The following is a 17897-nucleotide window of genomic DNA, read 5'->3' on the forward strand; positions in this document are numbered from 1 at the left end:
CATCCACACTTCATAATCGTGTTTTGTAAAATTGGCAGCGTATTCGGCATAGTGATTTATATTTTCACGGTTGCCGTGAAAATAAAGTACAACGCCTTTACGTGTTGAATCTCCGGGAAAAAACTGAACAAGGTTCAGGTTGTCAGTGGCATTTAAAGGGATATTCACTTCTTTAAATGGAACATTAAATTTAAACTGGTAGTCAGCAGAAAGTGGTGTTGACCGAAGCAATAATTTCTCCTGCAGGTAATACAAAGCAATTCCGGCTGAGCCGTAAATGAAAATGATGATCTTTGTCCATCTCAGAAATTTTTGCTTTGGCGTTCTTGTAATTTTGTCTTTTTTCACTGTTAACTTTTATTAAAGTCGATGTAACTTAATTATGTCATGGAGCTAAGATATCCCGGACGAAATTATGGTATTGAGGAAATGAAGGAAGATTGTTATGCCCTCCACCTTCAATACGAATTAATGTTATTTTATTTGGATTCAGTTTTTGAAGATGTTCACTTTGCTTTATAGGAATAAGCCAATCTTTCGTTCCATGCAAAATATAAGTATGGCATCTTACTTTCAGTATCCACTTATTGGTTTGTAATTGAAAACGTAAAACAAACTTAACCGGGAGTATCGGTAAAAAGCGCTGCACGGCTTTTTCGAAACTATAAAATGGTGCGTCCAAAATTAGATACCTGGGTGAATTATCGCTGGCGAGTTTGGCTGCGAAGCCGCTTCCAAGACTTCTTCCATAAATAATGATCTGGTTTTGGCTGTATTGTTTTGCAAGAGAATCGTACACCACCTGCATGTCCTTGAACATAGCTTTTTCACCGCGTTTGCCGGTGCTTTTTCCAAAGCCTCGATAGTCGACCAACACCACATCATATTTATACCTGTAAAAATCTTTTGCATATTTAGCCCATCCTTTTATGCTCCTTGTATTTCCATGCAAATAAAGAATGAGTCCATATGGATCTTCAACATAAAAGTGCAGTCCATTAATTCTCACCCCTGGCTCAACATCAATAAATAATTCTTTAAACGGCGCATCGTATTTGTAAAGAAAATCCTGTTTTAATTTTTCTGGTTTAAAAATTAATTTTTCCTGGATTAGATAAATAATAATAATTATGAGCGCATATCCTGAAATAATATAAATGAAAGTTGAAGACAAATAGCTAACGATTGGCAATGAAGTATGGGCGTTTTTGCAAAACGCAATTGACTATAACTAGTAGCAATGTACAAGAAAAATTGAAATGGATTAAATAATAAAAACAGGATTTGTTCAATGCCTGGTGATCATCAGTATTGCTTACCTATCACTTTTCATCGGTAAAAATGCGGCTTAGTTTTAATTTACTTACCGGTGCAACAATAAGAGGAAATTTTTCCACCGTGACATTATTTTGTTCCAACCCAAAACCTCTTTCTTCGCTTAAGCTGATCTCTTTCACCCAGAAATATAATTTCATAATTAATTTTTCGAAGAAGGGTAATTCATTGTCTTGCGAGAGAAATTTTTCCATTACAATAAATTGGAAATCGCCGACTACATTATTGCGCTGCAGGCTTTCGTATCGGCTGGTAATATTTACTTCTTTATTGTTCACCATATCTTCCACTACTTTCCTGAACATTAAATTTATCCTGGGCTCCATTCTAAAGCCAAGGCGGAATTCTACACGTATAATCTCATTGGGAATTATGGTTTCTACGGAATATTCACAGGTATATGGATCATCTTGTGTATCCACATGAACGAACCAATAAATATCTGCACGTTTCGGCTTCCGATTTAAAATGGAATAAATTATTTTATGTTCAATTTCTTTTGGGTTATTAGCGCTGGTTAAATAAACGAGGTGAGTAGCATACTTCGGTATGGAATGGTCGTTGCTGAGTTCCTGGATGGTGGGCAGGTATTGCTCAAGCCGTACAAATTCTACATAACGGTTTTTAACCTTTCGTGCCCTGAACCATACATACATTATCGAAAAAAGGGCGCCCCCAACAATTAGTGTAACAAAGCCGCCGTGGGGAAACTTATTAAGATTTGCAAACAAAAAGCCAAGTTCAATAGTAAGATAAACCACGAGATACAAGTAAATAAAAAACTTAGACGTTCGTCGCGAAACAAGAAAATTGGCAAAGAGGATGGACGTGGCAAGCATACAAAGCGTTATGGCGAGTCCGTAAGCTGCTTCCATATTAGACGACGTTCTGAAATAGAGTGTGATGCCGACGCAGCCGATGAACAAAACAGTATTTATGCCCGGGATAAATAGTTGGCCTCTTTCTTCAGTCGGATAATTAATTTTCATTTTGGGCCAAAGATTCAAACGCATGCTCTCACTGATAAGCGTAAACGAACCGCTTATTAACGCCTGGCTGGCAATAATGGCAGCGACTGTCGCAATTACTATCCCGATAATTTTAAAACTTTCAGGCATAATGCCGTAAAAGGGATTGAACCCTTTATCAATAATATCTTTGGTAAAAGTTTTGCCCGTGTGGTTTGATAAAAGCCATGCTCCCTGGCCAAGATAATTTATAATTAATGCCGACTTTACATATATCCATGAAAAACGGATGTTATCGCGGCCACAATGTCCAAGATCACTGTACAATGCTTCAGCTCCTGTAGTACAGAGAAATACGGCGCCGAGTATCCAGAAACCGCCTGGGTAAATGGTCAATAATTTTATTGCATAATATGGGTTAAAAGCATTGAAAATATAGAGGTCATCGAAGATGTGTGAAAATCCTAAAATAGTTAACATTAAAAACCAGGTAAACATAATAGGTCCAAACATTTTGCCTATTGAAGCTGTACCAAATTGCTGCGCAAAAAATAAAACTACCAATATTGCCAATACAATATAAACGACAGTAGAATCACCTATATCGTTAAAGAGTTGAATCTGTTTCAAACCTTCTATAGCTGCCGTAACTGATATCGGAGGTGTAATCATTCCATCAGCCAGAAGTGAGGCGCCGCCAATAATAGCTGGAAATACCAGCCACTTTCTTTGTCTTCTCACCAATGCATACAACGAAAATATTCCACCTTCACCCCTGTTATCGGCCTTTAACGTGAGTATTACATACTTTACAGTAGTTTGTAAAGTGAGCGTCCAAATAATACAAGACAGTCCTCCTAATATGAGTTCTTTTGAAATTATTCTATCTCTTATGATGGCATTTAGAACGTAGAGAGGGGAAGTACCGATGTCGCCATAAATGATCCCTAAAGCAATAAGTAACCCTGCTGCGGTTACTTTATTGAGATTTTTGCTCACTGCACAAATTTAAGTTCTTAAAACAAAATCCTTTCAAATAGATTAGTTCTTCTTTTTAAAATATCTGCAAATGTAATAGAAATGTGAAATTGACAATCATTTCGCTTTAATATGCACTTTGTCTAATAACAACGATTGAACAGGAATTTTATTTATTTATTATGCAATGAGCAACAAAATTTTTTGATGATCGCTAATTGGGGGTTGTTGGGTTAAAAATTAGAATTTAAAACTGAGACCTCCATGCAATATATATTTGCCATAGCTTCCTTCTAAAAAGATTCCCGCATTCTTAGAAAGATAAAAGTCTGCTCCCAGACCGACCTGGTAAGCCAGCTCTGAAGGCGTTCCATCCAAACTAATTTTATTTCCCTGTGGATCAACATAATTCTAATTCCATGTATTAATGCCAATCGCGGTTCGTAAATAGGGGGTTATTTTTTCGCCCGCCGGTATATAATGCATAAAATTAAGCATAACGCTCCAGTTGTCTAACGAGCCTTGCAGTGCCGGCGTTGAAGCATCGTTGTAATTATAATAAGGAGTTGTTATTTTACCGTGAATAACGAGCACACCAATGCTCATCCCGCGGGAAAACCGGTAATCAATTGCACCTGTAACAGGGCCGGTTTGCGAAGTGGTCGTTCCTTTGTAAAGATTTGAAAATTCGGGAAGTTCGTTTTTATCAAGATTGGGAAATCCATACCCGAATGAAAGATTAACGGTTGGTTGAAAAGGTGGAAGGTTCTGTGGCCGCCGTCTTCTGGGATAACGTGGACCTCTTCCGTAGCCGGGGCCATAGCCGAATCGTGGACCAATGTAAACGCCCACTTGCGCATCGGCGACAGAAGACAAACAAAAAACCAAAACTAAGGAAGCAAATAAGTATTTATTCATAAAATATTATCTTAAGAATAACTGACGGAATAAAATGCTGCTGGTTTTACTGTTCTCTTCAGAACTATTTTAAAAAAAATTAATTGAAAGACATTCGTCAAACAGGAGATCTCATTCAATAAAAATCCCTTTCAAATTCTTGAAAGGGATCAGGCTTTGTAATTTGGGGGTTACAAAATATATTATAAAGCAATTTGCTTTTCAGTCATCATTTTTCTTAAATTAATAAGACCATAACGCATACGTCCCAAAGCCGTGTTAATGCTGCAATTGGTTAGCTTGGCAATTTCTTTAAAGCTAAGTTCGGCATAGTGCCTCATAACAATAACTTCTCTTTGATCTTCGGGTAACATTTCCAATAATTTTCTCACTCTTTCATGACTTTGAACCTGCATCATTCTTTCGTCGGCACCTGCTTCTGAAAAATTAATTACTTCGAAAATGTCGCGGTCATCGCTTGTTTTGATGGATGGGCTACGCTTAATTTTTCTGAAATGATCTACACATAAATTATGAGCGATGCGCATTGCCCATGGTAAAAATTTTCCTTCGTCTGTGTAGCGGCCGCCATTAATGGTATCAATCACCCTGATAAAGGCATCCTGGAAAATATCTTCTGCAAGATATTTGTCCTTCACTAACAAATAGATGGACGTATAAATTTTGTCTTTGTAACGATGTACAAGATTTGTTAGTGCTTCAACATCACCATCAAGGTAAAGGTGGATCAATTGTTGGTCGGATAAAGTGGACATGGATTTCATAAACTGTTTACAATTTTTGGTTTAGGATATTGTGTAAGTCTTAATCCAATTAAGAAGAAAAATAAATGTGGGAATCAAATGCGGAGTGCAGAAGGTTCTTCATTTCTTTCTGGATAATTGGAAGACCTAAATTATGACATAAAACAAAACTTCCAAATGTTTTGCTAAATTATTTTGGTAAAAGCGCAAATTAGGGCAATAGTACTCGGGATGTATTCGTAAAATTACGATTCGTTATTTTTGCAATCCGTAAAATGAAGACAAGTAAAATTTCCAAAAGTAAGAAGCCTGAGCAAGTAGTAGTTCCCTCTAATAATATTTATATTAAGGGTGCAAGGGTACATAATCTCAAAAATATAACGGTCGAAATTCCACGTAATAAATTTATAGTAGTTACGGGAGTTTCAGGCTCCGGCAAATCTTCTCTTACTATTGATACATTATTTGCAGAAGGACAAAGACGATATGCGGAAAGCCTTAGCGCTTATGCAAGGCAGTTTATGGCGCGTATGAATAAACCTGATGTGGATTATATAAAAGGATTGTGTCCGGCAATTGCTATCGAACAGAAAGTGATCACACGGACACCGCGTTCCACGGTGGGCAGCATGACGGAGATTTATGATTATCTACGTTTGTTATTCGCGAGAGTTGGAAAAACAATTTCCCCCGTAAGCGGGAGAGAAGTAAATAAGGATGATGTTAATGACGTGGTGAAAGCTATCGAAGGTTTTAAAACGGGAGATAAAATATTACTTTTAGTCAACTTCAGACAACATCATAACAGGGATGTAAAGGAAGAACTGAACATTTTAATGCAAAAAGGATTTTCCAGAATTTATTCAAATGGTGAAATCATGAGGATAGAAGATATCCAGGAAAAGAAAAATCTAGCTTCCCTGTTTACACATGCCACAACTTATGTACTTATCGATCGGCTGATCGTTAAAGATTTCGACGAAGATGATAAACATCGTATAAGCGACTCCGTTACCACTGCTTTTTATGAAGGCGAAGGAGAGGTGACTCTTGAGATCAACAACTCGGAAACTTTGCATTTCTCCAATAAGTTTGAGCTTGATGGGATAAAGTTCGAGGAACCTGTACCCAATTTATTTTCATTCAATAATCCTTATGGCGCGTGCCCGGTGTGTGGCGGATTTTCTTTGGTGCTTGGTATTGATCCTGACCTTGTAATTCCCGATAAGAGATTAAGCGTTTTTGAAAACGCTATCGCTCCCTGGCGTGGAGAGAAGCTCGGACTATGGAAAGAAAAATTAATTCGCTCAGCAAGGCATTTTGACTTTCCAATTCATAAGCCAATTATAGATCTTACTTCCGCACAGTACAATCTATTGTGGACCGGTAATGCATATTTTTCTGGCCTTGATGAATTTTTTAAAGAAGTAGAACAAAATTTATATAAGGTGCAATACCGGGTTTTATTAAGCCGATATCGTGGAAGAACACTTTGCCCCGAATGCCATGGTTATCGTTTAAGGAAGGAAGCACTGTATGTCCAGGTAAATCATAAGAATATTGGAGAGCTATGTGAGATGCCGGTTAAAGATCTCAAGAAATGGTTTGATGAAATTGAATTATCTGAATATCAAAAAACAGTTGCAAAACGAATTTTGATAGAAATTAATAACAGGCTTGATACTTTGCTTGATGTTGGTTTGGGTTATTTAACCTTAAACAGGTTAGCCAATTCCTTAAGCGGTGGAGAAAGCCAGCGCATTCAATTAACCCGTAGCCTCGGCAGCAATCTCACCAATTCTTTATATATATTAGATGAACCTTCAATAGGCCTTCATTCAAGAGATACGGAAAGATTAATTGTTGTTTTAAAAAATCTCAGGGACCTGGGCAATACGGTTGTGGTGGTTGAGCATGATGAAATGATAATGCGTGAGGCCGATCATATAATTGATATGGGACCTTTGGCCAGTCATTTGGGCGGTGAAGTAATTGCAGAAGGTAACTACGATGATATAGTAAGTAATCCCGACAGTCTCACCGGAAAATATTTAAGTGGACAATTATCTGTTGAACCGCCAAAACATACTCGGAAGTGGAACCGGTCTATAACGGTAAAGGGTGCACGCCAAAATAACCTGCAGGATATTGATATAGTATTTCCATTAAATGTTTTATGTGTGGTAAGTGGCGTGAGCGGAAGCGGTAAAACAACATTGGTAAAACAGATTTTATACCCCTCACTTAAAAAATTAAAAGGCGAGTTTGCAGAGAAGGCCGGATTGAGTAAAGGGCTTACGGGCGATGTCGATTATATCTCAGAAATTGAAATGATTGATCAGAATCCAATTGGCAAATCTTCGCGAAGCAACCCCGTAACTTATATAAAAGCCTACGATGAAATAAGAGATCTTTTCAGCAAACAACCATTAAGTAAAATGCGTGGCTATCAACCAAAGCATTTTTCTTTTAATGTTGACGGTGGACGCTGTGATGCATGCAAAGGGGAAGGGGAGCAGGTGGTAGAGATGCAATTTCTTGCTGATGTTCATTTGGTTTGTGATGTTTGTGGCGGCAAACGATTTAAACAGGAAGTGCTTGAGGTAACTTATCGTGAAAAAAATATTTATGATGTGCTTGAAATGAGTGTTGATGAGGCGATTGAATTTTTTAGTGGCGGAATTGCCAATAAGAAAAAGGAAGAACCCGGGCTGGATGTTGCAAAAAAAATTCAACCCTTAAGTGATGTTGGACTGGGTTATATAAAACTGGGCCAATCGTCGGATACATTAAGTGGTGGCGAAGCACAGCGTGTAAAACTCGCTTCTTTTTTGGGAAAAGGAAAGGGGCAGGGGAACCTCCTGTTTATTTTTGATGAACCAACAACGGGTTTGCATTTTCATGATATCAAAAAATTATTGCGCTCCTTTAACGCATTAATCGAACAAGGACACTCTATTATTGTAATCGAACACAATACTGATGTAATAAAATCGGCAGATTGGGTTATTGATCTGGGGCCTGAGGCTGGGGATGGAGGCGGAAATCTAGTATATGCCGGCATTCCTTCTGGTTTAAAAAAAGTTAAGGAAAGTTATACCGGAAAATATATTTAAGTATTTGGTATCAAGTGATAAGATAGGTTACCGTAACCTGTTGCTATCTCTTATAAGTTTTGAGTCTTTATAAATTCCTCTCGCCGAAAGAAAAAGAAATATAATTATTAAGATGTGTAGTGCTGACCAAAGGCTATAGCTTCCTGCCGAATATTGTTCGGTTTGTTTGATGTATAAAAAAATAATCAGGCATTCCAAAATTATTGCAATCAAAATTATCCGGCTTTGAACCTTCCTGTTTTTAAATAAAAAAATGTTGATGACTATTCCGGTACCCAGAGCACTCGTAAGAATAAGAATCAATAAATGATCTGTTGCTAAGAGAGGATGGTATTGATTGTCTGAAATGAGTGTACCACTATAAAATAAGAACTTCATTGTAAGGAAAACTGCTAATGCTGCTAAAAGCATCCAGACAGTTTGTACTCTCTGTATCATGAATTTAATTTATTGCAAAATTAATCCGTGCGAATTAATAATCCGGATTTATTAAAAAAGGTCCCCGGGTTAGCCTAGCTCAGGATACAACGGAAATTTCTGCACTAGCTCCTCCACCTCAATTTTTACCGATGCAATCATTTTTTCATCATCCAGGTTCATAAGAATTTTATCTACCAGGTTTACTACATCTTTCATATCATTTTCCATCATTCCTCTTGTAGTAATGGCGGGAACACCTACCCGCATACCCGAAGTTACGAACGGGCTCTTATCATCAAATGGAACGGCATTTTTGTTTAAAGTAATTCCTGCTTTATCGAGAGTCTCCTGCGCTTTTTTGCCTGTGATATTTTTATTGCGGAGGTCAATCAACATTAGGTGATTATCTGTACCGTTACTAATTAAGTCGTAACCCCTGGCATTAAATTCTTTGGCCATTGCCTGCGCATTCACTTGAATTTGTTTGGCATACTCAGTGAATTCATCCGATAAAATTTCGCCGAAGGCAATAGCTTTTGCCGCGATAACATGCTCCAGCGGGCCTCCTTGCGTACCAGGAAAAACGCCCATATCTAGAAGGTTACTCATCATCTTAAGGTTTCCTTTGTTGTCCTTTTGGCCAAAAGGATTTTCAAAATCCTTTTTCATTAAAATAATGCCACCGCGTGGTCCGCGTAAAGTTTTATGAGTGGTGGATGTTACAAAATGGCAATGTTCAAAAGGCGAGTTCAACAAACCTTTAGCAATGAGTCCGGCAGGGTGTGCCATATCGCAATAGACAAAAGCCCCGATTTCATCTGCTACGTTTCTTATACGTTCATAGTCCCAGTCGCGGCTATACGCAGATGCGCCGCAAATAATTAATTTTGGCTTTTCAGTTCTGGCCTTTTGTTCGAGCATTTCATAATCTATCAAACCCGTTTCTCTAACGACACCATAAGAATGTGCCTCGTACAATTTGCCTGAAAAATTTACCGGCGAGCCGTGGGTAAGATGACCTCCCATACTAAGATCAAGCCCTAAAACTTTATCGCCCGGTTTGAGGATTGCCAGCATAAGGGCAGCATTTGCTTGTGCACCGCTGTGGGGTTGCACATTGGCATATTCACAATCAAATATTTGTTTAAGGCGGTCAATTGCCAATTGTTCTGTCTCATCTACAAATTCGCATCCGCCGTAATATCTTTTTCCGGGGTAACCTTCTGCATATTTATTGGTAAGTACGGTTCCCATAGCTTGTATTACCTGGAGCGAAGTAAAATTTTCCGATGCTATAAGTTCAATGCCGTTACGTTGCCTGTTTAATTCCTTATTAATAATATCAAAAACCAGAGTATCTCTTTGCATTAAATAAATTTGCGCAAACCTACAAAAAAGATATAAGAAGCGTATTCCCTAAAAATGTTTTCTGCCTGCAATAAATGTATTTTGAACAATTATTTTATTTATTTGCATACCGGGTTAAAGTGTACGTCGTACATAAAACGTAATTTTTACTATATTCACGTTCATTTCGAAGCGATTGGATCACAAATAAAGAATAATGAAGGCCATAATTCCGGTAGCAGGTGCAGGCACAAAGTTGCGCCCACACACATATACACAACCGAAAGCATTAATTCCATTAGCTGGAAAAACGATTTTAAGTATTAATGTTGATCAGCTCCACGAGGCAGGGATCAATGAGTTCATATTTATTGTTGGTTATCTCGGCGAAAAAATTCAGGATTATGTAAAAGAGAAATATCCGGATCTTACGGCTCATTTTATTTTCCAGAACGAACGAAAAGGTACAGCACATGCTATTGAACTAACCAGGAAAATTGTAGGCGATGACGAATTATTTATAGCCCTGGGCGATACAATTTGTGAGTATGATATCAAGGCTGTATTAGCATCTCCCTGGTCAATACTCGGCGTTAAAAAAGTGGATGACCCACGAAATTTTGGGGTGGCAGAAATTGACGAAGAAGGTTTTATTACGAGAGTTGTTGAGAAGCCTGCTATTCCAAAATCCAACATGGCGCTTGTTGGGCTTTATAAAATAAAAGATTCGAAAATTTTATTCCAATGCCTCGAAAAAATTATCATTAATAACATTAGGACTAATAATGAATTTAATCTTACAGATGCGTTGGAATGCATGATTGAAGGAGGGGAAAAGTTCAAATGTTTTAAAGTGGAGAACTGGTTCGATTGTGGGAAGAAAGAAACGTTACTTCAATCGAATGCCATCCTGCTGCAAAAATTCGGCGGCTCCATATCTGAAGGAAATAAGTTTGAAAATACGATCTTCATTCCACCCGTTAGTATTGCAGAAGGATGCGATATTAAAAATTCTATTATTGGCCCTCATGTTGCCATGGGAGAAAATACAATTGTTAACTATTCTATTATAACCGCTTCTATCATTGGATCTTTTTCAAAATTGTATGATGTTGTCCTCGATGATTCTCTCATTGGAAGTGATACAGAAATCAGGGGCGAAAAAAGATCGCTTAACATTGGTGATAATACCGAAATTGACTTGGGGTCGTAAATTAGCCAGTAGTCCATCAGCAAATCGTCATATGTTTTCTAACCGCATTACTAAACTATTTAATGTTGAGTACCCGATTGTCCAGGCTGGTATGGTGTGGACAAGCGGGTGGCGATTAGCCAGCGCCACTAGCAATGCCGGCGCTCTTGGTGTAATTGGTGCCGGGAGCATGGATCCGCAGCTGCTTGATGAGCATATTAAAAAATGCAAAACTGCAACGAATAAGCCTTTTGGTGTAAACGTTCCATTGTTATATTCCGGTGTTGAAAAACAACTTGAGGTGATCGTAAGTAACGGGGTTGAGATAGTTATTACCTCAGCCGGCAATCCTGCAACGTTCACCCCTTTTTTGAAACAACAGGGAATTAAAGTGGTACATGTTGTAAGTAGTAGCCGGTTTGCAAAAAAAGCAGAATCCTCCGGTTGCGACGCGGTAGTTGCCGAAGGCTTTGAGGCAGGTGGTCATAACGGAAGAGAAGAAACTACTACAATGGTATTGTTGCCGTTGGTTTGCGAATCTGTGCAAATACCAGTGATAGCCGCGGGTGGCATTGCAACCGGCAGGCAAATGCTGGCTGCTATGGTGTTGGGTGCCGAAGGTGTGCAAATAGGGAGCCGTTTTGCCGCGTCCGAAGAAGCATCATTGCATCCTGATTTCAAAAATGAAATAATTAACTCAAAAGAAGGGGATACCATAGTTACGCTGAAGGAGATCACGCCGGTTCGGCTTATTAAAAACAATTTTTATAGCGAAATAATTGCCGCCGAAAAAAACAGGGCCACCGTCGATGAACTAAAAGCTTTACTGGGCAAGGGACGGGCGAAAAGAGGCATGTTTGAAGGAGATTTAAAAAACGGGGAACTTGAAATAGGCCAGGTGAGTGCGCTGTTAAGAGAAATTTTGCCTGCTGAAGAAATTATAGAACACATATGGCTGGAATTCAATGAGGCATTACAAAAGCCACTGAAATAAAATCATATATTTGTTCGTTTAGAAGAAGATTATCCATTAATCCATAAAAAATGATTTTTTCCAAAGAAACGTTTGCCTGTAAAAGGGCTTGCCTGCTTGTCTTATTTTCAGTCGTTTTTACTCTTTTTACTAATAATATTATTTATGCACAGATCCCAACCGATGTGCCGGATCTGCCAATTGATCCAAATGCTCTAAAAAATGCATCTCCATCAGAGTTGCAGGATTTTCTTAGGGATAATAACAATACACAGCAAAAGCCGGGGGAAGATGTACATAAGGATCTCGATGCGCTAAAAAATAAAACTGTGATTGCAAAGGACAGCACCCAGCGGGATGACTTCAAGAAAAAGTTATATAGCCCCGATGCATTATATGGATCAGATCTTTTTAGAAGTAGTCAAATTATGGAACTGTCTCAGCTATCAACGCCACCTTTGGACTACCCAATAGGCGTTGGCGATCACATTGTAGTTTCACTTTGGGGCGGTGCTGACTTCGAAGAAAATTACGAAGTTGCACGTGATGGATCTATTTTTCCGCAAGGGATAGGCAAAATAACAGTGCAGGGATTAACCTTCGATAATGCCCGTAAAATTGTTTATGAAAGATTTAAAAAAGTAATACCGCCCTCTACAAATGTTTCTGTGACTTTAGGACAACCGCGAAGCATAGTTGTTCAGACATCGGGTGAAGTTGAAAACCCGGGTCCGCAGGTTGTATCAGCATTTACCAATGCATTGAACGTTGTGGCACTTGCGGGAGGCCTTACTAAATTTGGCAATATGCGCAACATCTTAATATCCCGCAACGGAAAAATTATTGATTCGGTAGACGTATATAAATATCTAACATCGGGCGATTATGGAAAGCATCTTTACCTGGAAAATAACGATTTTGTAATAGTGCCTTTTTATGATAAACAAGTACTTGCTTCCGGCCAGTTTAAAAGGCCGATGTATTACCAACTAAAAAAAGACGAGGGGATGATAGCGCTGTTAAAATATACCGGTGGTTTTGCTACCGAGGCTTATCAGTCAGGGGGTGTTATTATAAGAAATGTCAACGAGAAGCAAACCATAAAAAATGTCAATTTCAATGCTATTGGTTTAAAAGCTAATGATGTAATTGTTGACGAACCATTATATGATGGCGATGTTGTTGTGGTGAGCCCAATCAACGCTGGGTTTAATAATAAAGTGATTGTAAAGGGTGAGGTTGCTTATCCTAATGTTTATGAAATAAGAAAAGGTGATCGTTTGTTTGATGTCATTAATAGGGCGGGCGGCATTACTCCGAATTCTTATGTTGACCGTGCATATGTGTATAAAGGCGCCGGCGATTCTACTAACTTAAAATCGGATAAAATTGTAGTTAGCCTTGCCGATTTCAATAAGAATATAAACAGTAGTTACAATATACCGATTGAGCCTAACGATGTTATCGAGGTATTTAACAGGAACCAGTTTTCTGATAGACAGTTCGTAAGTATAGAAGGAGAGGTTCGCAAACCGGGTAAATTTCAAAGGTTTGGTGGTATGTCATTAAAGGACCTCTTATATTTTGCCAATGGTTTAAAGCCTTCGGCTGAATTTGGGCAAATAGTGGTATCGAGCATTGTCAATATTGACTCATCGCAGGAGGGTATGAAGCCCACCAAAACTGTTATAAAGACATATGCCATCAAAACGAATCTTGAACTGGACTCGGTAACAGAGAATGTGAAACTAAAACCTTACGACCAGGTTTTTGTAAGGAAAAATCCTACATTTCATTTGCAGGAAAATGTAAAGATTGAAGGCCAGGTCAAATACCCTGGAACCTATTCAAAACTTGAAAACGATGAACGTCTTTCCTCATTTATTGAAAGAGCGGGCGGACTAAAAGAAAATTCTAATACAGATGGCGCAGTTTTATACAGGCTGCACGATAAAACAGCGGAAGGAAACCCGCTTGCTAAAAAGATTGAAACAACTTATATAAAAGATTCTTCCGGTAAAATCACCGACAGCATTGTTGCTGATCCTGCTGAACCAATAAGTATTGATCTGGACAAAGCTTTAAAAAATAAAGACTCTAAATATGATATGGTTTTAAGAGAGGGCGATATTATTTATATTCCTGAAATAAACCCAATCGTAACCATTAAAGGTGTTGTTCAATCTGAACTAAAAATTTATTTTGATAAAGAACATACCAAACTGGGATATTACATCGATAAAGCCGGCGGTTATGGCGTAAGGCCATGGCGGAAAAGAATTTTTGTAACTTATGCCAACGGCAGAAGCAGGCGTACGCACAATTTCGGATTCTTTCATTTTTATCCTAAAGTGGAAGCAGGCAGTATCGTCATAGTTCCTTCAAGGCCGGAAGGGAAGAACTTTGGAGAATTTGCTACACAAACCATTGTAACTTCTTTGCCGTTATTACTGGTATATATAATTACAAGATTATAAAATTATAGTTATGTCAACCCATGAATTAACCACAGCAATATATCAGCGGCTTAGAAGAGTAAGGGTAGCCGTCGTTACTGTTGCGGTGGTGGTGGCAATAGCCATGATTCTATATGCAAAACAAAAGCCGGTTACTTATACTTCAAGAGCAACTGTCTTTCCGTTAACCAGTGGTAATGATAATAATGCGTCCTCGTCTACCCTTAGTGCATTGTTAGGGTCCGAAACACCCAAGAGTTTTACGGACGATGCTTCTATCAACATTATTGAACTTGCTCAAAGCCGCACCACACGGGAAGAAGTGGCAGCTATCCGCGATTCATCTATGGGTAATAAAACTATTGCCGAATTATTAATAGATGATATTAATAATCATCGGGGCCTGTTTGAGGAAAAAGTAAAAATGCCACCCAATCAATATGCCCTCATAGTCTGGGCTGGCGAAATTTTAAGAGATGGCCTTACAGCTATCGTAAATAAAAATAATATGCTGGTGCTTTCTTACACCGGCCGCAGCCCTGACTTGGTAAGGACAATCAGTTATGGGTTTATCAATAAGATTTCCATGTTCTATATTCAATTGAAACAGGAAAAAGCAAGAAGGGATTTTGAATTTGCAACAAGCAAAGTCGATTCGCTAAGGGCTGTAATGAATTCAAAGGATAACCAGTTAATAGAAATTGATAAAAAGACCTTGTTTACGAATACTAACAAACTTGAGTTTAGGGTGCCGACTGAAAACTTAATCGCAGATAAACAAATGATCCGCCAGCAGTATGCGCAGGCTGTGGCCAACCAGCAAAATGCGGCGTATAAACTTCAAAAAGCAACACCTCTAATTAAAGTGCTTGACAGGCCAGAACCACCTTATGATGTTGAAAATAAATCCGCAGTGTTATATGGCGTAATTGGGCTCTTAGCCGGATTAATCCTGACGTCATTGTTTTTCGTAAGCGGTATTATATTAAAGTTTACGAAAGGCGAATTTAATAAAGCAATATTTGGATCGGGCGCTTCAAAAACCACTACAAACCCAGGTGGGAAAATAGCATCCGCTTTATGATTTTCTAAATAGCCATTTTCCCATTTCTTTAAAAGTTACCTTCTTGCCATACAACAAAATACCGGTGCGATAAATTTTTGCCGCAAGCATGGTAGTTAATATAAAACCGGCAATTAAGGAAATCATTGATACTGCAATTTGCCATGCCGGAACGCTGCCTGAAGGTATGCGTGCCATCATAACAATTGGCGATGAAAAAGGTATCATGCTTCCCCATACTGAAATCGGTGCGTCCGGCCTTCCTGCTGCAGTCGTCATAATTACGAATGATAAAATGATGGGCATTGTTATAGGCAGCATTAAAGATTGAGCTTCCTGTGGATCTTCGTTTACGACACTGCCAACTGCTGCGAACAAAGCAGCATAAAACAGGTAACCACCAATAAAATAAAACAGGAAACATGGAATTATAAGGCCCCAGGGAGCCGCCTCCAAAAAAGTGTTTTTGGCATTCATGAAATTTGCAGCCGCTGAATTGCCGGCGCCATTAGGCATAGAATTGCTAACGTCTTGCGCATGTTGCAACATATCGTGAGATATAAATGAAGATGCGATTGTAGTTAGGCCTATGATTAAAACAATCCATATTAACAATTGAGTAATACCTACAGCAGCTATCCCGATAATTTTTCCTGCCATTAATTGAAAGGGCTTCACAGAGCTTATTATAACTTCGGCAATACGATTCATTTTTTCTTCCATAACACCACGCATTACCGCAGCCCCGTAAATAAACAATGTAATATATATTAAGATACCACTGCCATAGCCAATCGCAGAAGATAAGCCCGAATTAGATCGCTGTGTTTTATCTCCCTGTTTTATAACCGTGCTGAATTTGTAAAGATCATCTTCATTTATTGCATTAATTGAATCCAATACTTTTTTATTAATATTATTTTCGAGAAATGCTTTATTTCGAATCGCGGCATTTATCTGGTCCTTCACTTTTTCTTCTGCGTCTACGCCTAACTGTTTGTTGGCGATAAGCGAAATGGAATCATGTGGAGAACTATATTTCTCGGGAATAAATAAGAAAGCTGAATACCCCTTTTCTTTAAAATTATCTGCATTTATACCAGTAGGAAATTCATAAGTGATCATCTTATCACTTTGGAAACTACTTTTAAAAATGCCATTATTATCTTCAACCGCAATTTTTTGGTGCTCTGTGCTTTTTATAGAGAAATATGCGGATGCAACAATAAACCCGATAAAAAACAAGGGAAGTAAAATAGTAGAGAGAATAAAAGTTTTATTTTTTACTCTCGTTAAATATTCCCGTTTTATAACCAACCATATTTTATTCATGGAAGAAAATTAGTTTTTAAAGTTAATTGATGAGAATTACTTACACGTTTTCAAATTGCCTTGCCAGTTTGGTGTCTTCAACTTTCTTTATAAAAATATCATTGAGCGATGGCATTATTTCGTTAAATGAAATAATGCTTGCTTTATTCGCCAGGAACTGCTGCAAAACGTCTGACGGGGTATATTCTTCATTAATTTTTACAACCAGGTAATTATCTTTTGCATCAACTATTTCAAATATATCGCTTTCAAAACGCGAAGGCAATTCGTTGAAACCTACTTTGAAAATATTTTCCTTATTATCAATCTTTACCTGTTTCACACTTCCATCCAATATTTTTTTTCCTTTATTTACCAGCACAATTCTGTCGCAGATTTCTTCTACTTGTTCCATACGGTGCGTGCTGAAGATAATGGTAGTCCCTTTTTGGGAGAGCATATAAATTTCATCCTTTATTAAATTACTGTTTACCGGATCAAGCCCACTAAATGGTTCATCGAGAATTAAAAGTTTTGGTTCATGCAATACGGTTATCACAAATTGCAATTTTTGACTCATTCCTTTACTTAAATCATCTACTTTTTTATTCCACCAGCTCTGCATTTCAAATTTCACAAACCAATCTTTTATCTTCTTCATGGCATCCTGACGGTTCATTCCTTTGAGCATAGCAAGATATAAAGCTTGTTCGCCGATTTTCATTTTTTTATATAACCCTCTCTCTTCCGGCATGTAACCAATCAACGGAATATCTTCAACCGGATCAAACTTTTTACCTTCAAATAAAATGTTTCCACTATCAGGATAGAAAATTCCTGTTATCATTCTTAATAAGGTCGTTTTGCCGGCACCGTTAGGGCCGAGCAAACCGAATACACTTCCCTGTGGAATAGAAAAGCTTATATCATCAACCGCTTTTTGTGTAGCATAATATTTCTTGAGATTTTGTAATTCCAGTATGTTCATTGTAAAAAGTTAAATAAATTATTCTGAAATATTATGGACAAATATGATTTTTGGTATTTTGTAAATGTATTAAGAACATCTTCACGTCA

The 17897-nt window shown here is 38.0% G+C and carries 13 protein-coding genes and 1 pseudogene; 5 read left to right on the forward strand and 9 right to left on the reverse strand.

Features of this window, described 5'->3' with window-relative positions:
• The 5 genes and pseudogenes from ACO1O5_RS16275 to ACO1O5_RS16295 all read right to left on the reverse strand — a co-directional run.
• Window positions 1-348 (reverse strand): annotated as a pseudogene (locus ACO1O5_RS16275) (hypothetical protein); the annotation flags it as partial.
• 37 nt (window positions 349-385) lie between these two features.
• Window positions 386-1174 carry an alpha/beta hydrolase gene (locus tag ACO1O5_RS16280; RefSeq protein WP_486272073.1) on the reverse strand — a complete coding sequence of 263 codons (789 nt, stop codon included), beginning with the start codon at window positions 1172-1174 and terminating at the stop codon, window positions 386-388.
• A 148-nt stretch (window positions 1175-1322) separates the two neighbouring features.
• Entirely contained in the window at window positions 1323-3302 is a 1980-nt protein-coding gene (locus ACO1O5_RS16285) for a KUP/HAK/KT family potassium transporter (protein ID WP_486272075.1), read from the reverse strand.
• A gap of 390 nt (window positions 3303-3692) precedes the next feature.
• Entirely contained in the window at window positions 3693-4199 is a 507-nt protein-coding gene (locus tag ACO1O5_RS16290) for a hypothetical protein (protein WP_486272077.1), read from the reverse strand.
• Window positions 4200-4381: 182 nt separating this feature from the next.
• Entirely contained in the window at window positions 4382-4954 is a 573-nt protein-coding gene (locus ACO1O5_RS16295; RefSeq protein WP_486272079.1) for an RNA polymerase sigma factor, read from the reverse strand.
• A 263-nt stretch (window positions 4955-5217) separates the two neighbouring features.
• Between ACO1O5_RS16295 and uvrA the strand changes: the two genes are divergently transcribed.
• Window positions 5218-8058 (forward strand): excinuclease ABC subunit UvrA, encoded by a 2841-nt coding sequence (gene uvrA, locus ACO1O5_RS16300; RefSeq protein WP_486272081.1) that lies wholly within the window; start codon window positions 5218-5220, stop codon window positions 8056-8058.
• A gap of 27 nt (window positions 8059-8085) precedes the next feature.
• Here the strand turns inward: uvrA and ACO1O5_RS16305 are convergent, their stop codons facing one another.
• Both ACO1O5_RS16305 and ACO1O5_RS16310 read right to left on the reverse strand, forming a co-directional pair.
• The gene (locus tag ACO1O5_RS16305; protein ID WP_486272083.1) at window positions 8086-8496 is read right to left on the reverse strand and encodes a DUF4293 family protein; all 411 of its coding nucleotides are present in this window, start codon (window positions 8494-8496) and stop codon (window positions 8086-8088) included.
• Between the two features lie 69 nt (window positions 8497-8565).
• Window positions 8566-9846 (reverse strand): serine hydroxymethyltransferase, encoded by a 1281-nt coding sequence (locus ACO1O5_RS16310; RefSeq protein ID WP_486272085.1) that lies wholly within the window; start codon window positions 9844-9846, stop codon window positions 8566-8568.
• 196 nt (window positions 9847-10042) lie between these two features.
• Here ACO1O5_RS16310 and ACO1O5_RS16315 point away from each other — a divergent pair, with 196 nt between their 5' ends.
• Genes ACO1O5_RS16315 through ACO1O5_RS16330 form a run of 4 tightly spaced genes read left to right on the forward strand, consistent with a single transcriptional unit; the run spans window position 10043 to window position 15530 of the window.
• On the forward strand, window positions 10043-11038 hold the full coding sequence (locus ACO1O5_RS16315) for a sugar nucleotidyltransferase (RefSeq protein ID WP_486272087.1): 996 nt from the start codon (window positions 10043-10045) through the stop codon (window positions 11036-11038).
• A 31-nt stretch (window positions 11039-11069) separates the two neighbouring features.
• Window positions 11070-12011: an NAD(P)H-dependent flavin oxidoreductase gene (locus ACO1O5_RS16320; protein ID WP_486272089.1), complete on the forward strand. Its 942-nt coding sequence runs from the start codon at window positions 11070-11072 to the stop codon at window positions 12009-12011.
• A gap of 50 nt (window positions 12012-12061) precedes the next feature.
• Entirely contained in the window at window positions 12062-14467 is a 2406-nt protein-coding gene (locus tag ACO1O5_RS16325) for a polysaccharide biosynthesis/export family protein (protein ID WP_486272091.1), read from the forward strand.
• A 10-nt stretch (window positions 14468-14477) separates the two neighbouring features.
• Window positions 14478-15530: a Wzz/FepE/Etk N-terminal domain-containing protein gene (locus tag ACO1O5_RS16330; protein ID WP_486272093.1), complete on the forward strand. Its 1053-nt coding sequence runs from the start codon at window positions 14478-14480 to the stop codon at window positions 15528-15530.
• Here ACO1O5_RS16330 and ACO1O5_RS16335 read toward each other — a convergent pair.
• Complete coding sequence (locus tag ACO1O5_RS16335; RefSeq protein WP_486272095.1) at window positions 15525-16841, reverse strand: ABC transporter permease; 1317 nt, start codon at window positions 16839-16841, stop codon at window positions 15525-15527. The two genes, ACO1O5_RS16330 and ACO1O5_RS16335, sit on opposite strands and share 6 nt — an antisense overlap.
• A 40-nt stretch (window positions 16842-16881) precedes the next feature.
• A complete protein-coding gene (locus tag ACO1O5_RS16340; protein WP_486272097.1) occupies window positions 16882-17808 on the reverse strand; it encodes an ABC transporter ATP-binding protein in 927 nt (308 codons plus the stop codon).
• Window positions 17809-17897 lie beyond the last annotated feature (89 nt).

Source organism: Ginsengibacter sp. (genome assembly GCF_057362405.1).

Excerpts from the sequence above, each read along its gene's own strand:
- ACO1O5_RS16290 (WP_486272077.1), bottom strand. The coding sequence starts at position 4,199 with ATGAATAAATACTTATTTGCTTCCTTAGTTTTGGTTTTTTGTTTGTCT.
- ACO1O5_RS16295 (WP_486272079.1), bottom strand. The coding sequence starts at position 4,954 with ATGTCCACTTTATCCGACCAACAATTGATCCACCTTTACCTTGATGGT.
- uvrA (WP_486272081.1), top strand. The coding sequence starts at position 5,218 with ATGAAGACAAGTAAAATTTCCAAAAGTAAGAAGCCTGAGCAAGTAGTA.
- ACO1O5_RS16305 (WP_486272083.1), bottom strand. The coding sequence starts at position 8,496 with ATGATACAGAGAGTACAAACTGTCTGGATGCTTTTAGCAGCATTAGCA.
- ACO1O5_RS16310 (WP_486272085.1), bottom strand. The coding sequence starts at position 9,846 with ATGCAAAGAGATACTCTGGTTTTTGATATTATTAATAAGGAATTAAAC.
- ACO1O5_RS16315 (WP_486272087.1), top strand. The coding sequence starts at position 10,043 with ATGAAGGCCATAATTCCGGTAGCAGGTGCAGGCACAAAGTTGCGCCCA.
- ACO1O5_RS16320 (WP_486272089.1), top strand. The coding sequence starts at position 11,070 with ATGTTTTCTAACCGCATTACTAAACTATTTAATGTTGAGTACCCGATT.
- ACO1O5_RS16325 (WP_486272091.1), top strand. The coding sequence starts at position 12,062 with ATGATTTTTTCCAAAGAAACGTTTGCCTGTAAAAGGGCTTGCCTGCTT.
- ACO1O5_RS16330 (WP_486272093.1), top strand. The coding sequence starts at position 14,478 with ATGTCAACCCATGAATTAACCACAGCAATATATCAGCGGCTTAGAAGA.
- ACO1O5_RS16335 (WP_486272095.1), bottom strand. The coding sequence starts at position 16,841 with ATGAATAAAATATGGTTGGTTATAAAACGGGAATATTTAACGAGAGTA.
- ACO1O5_RS16340 (WP_486272097.1), bottom strand. The coding sequence starts at position 17,808 with ATGAACATACTGGAATTACAAAATCTCAAGAAATATTATGCTACACAA.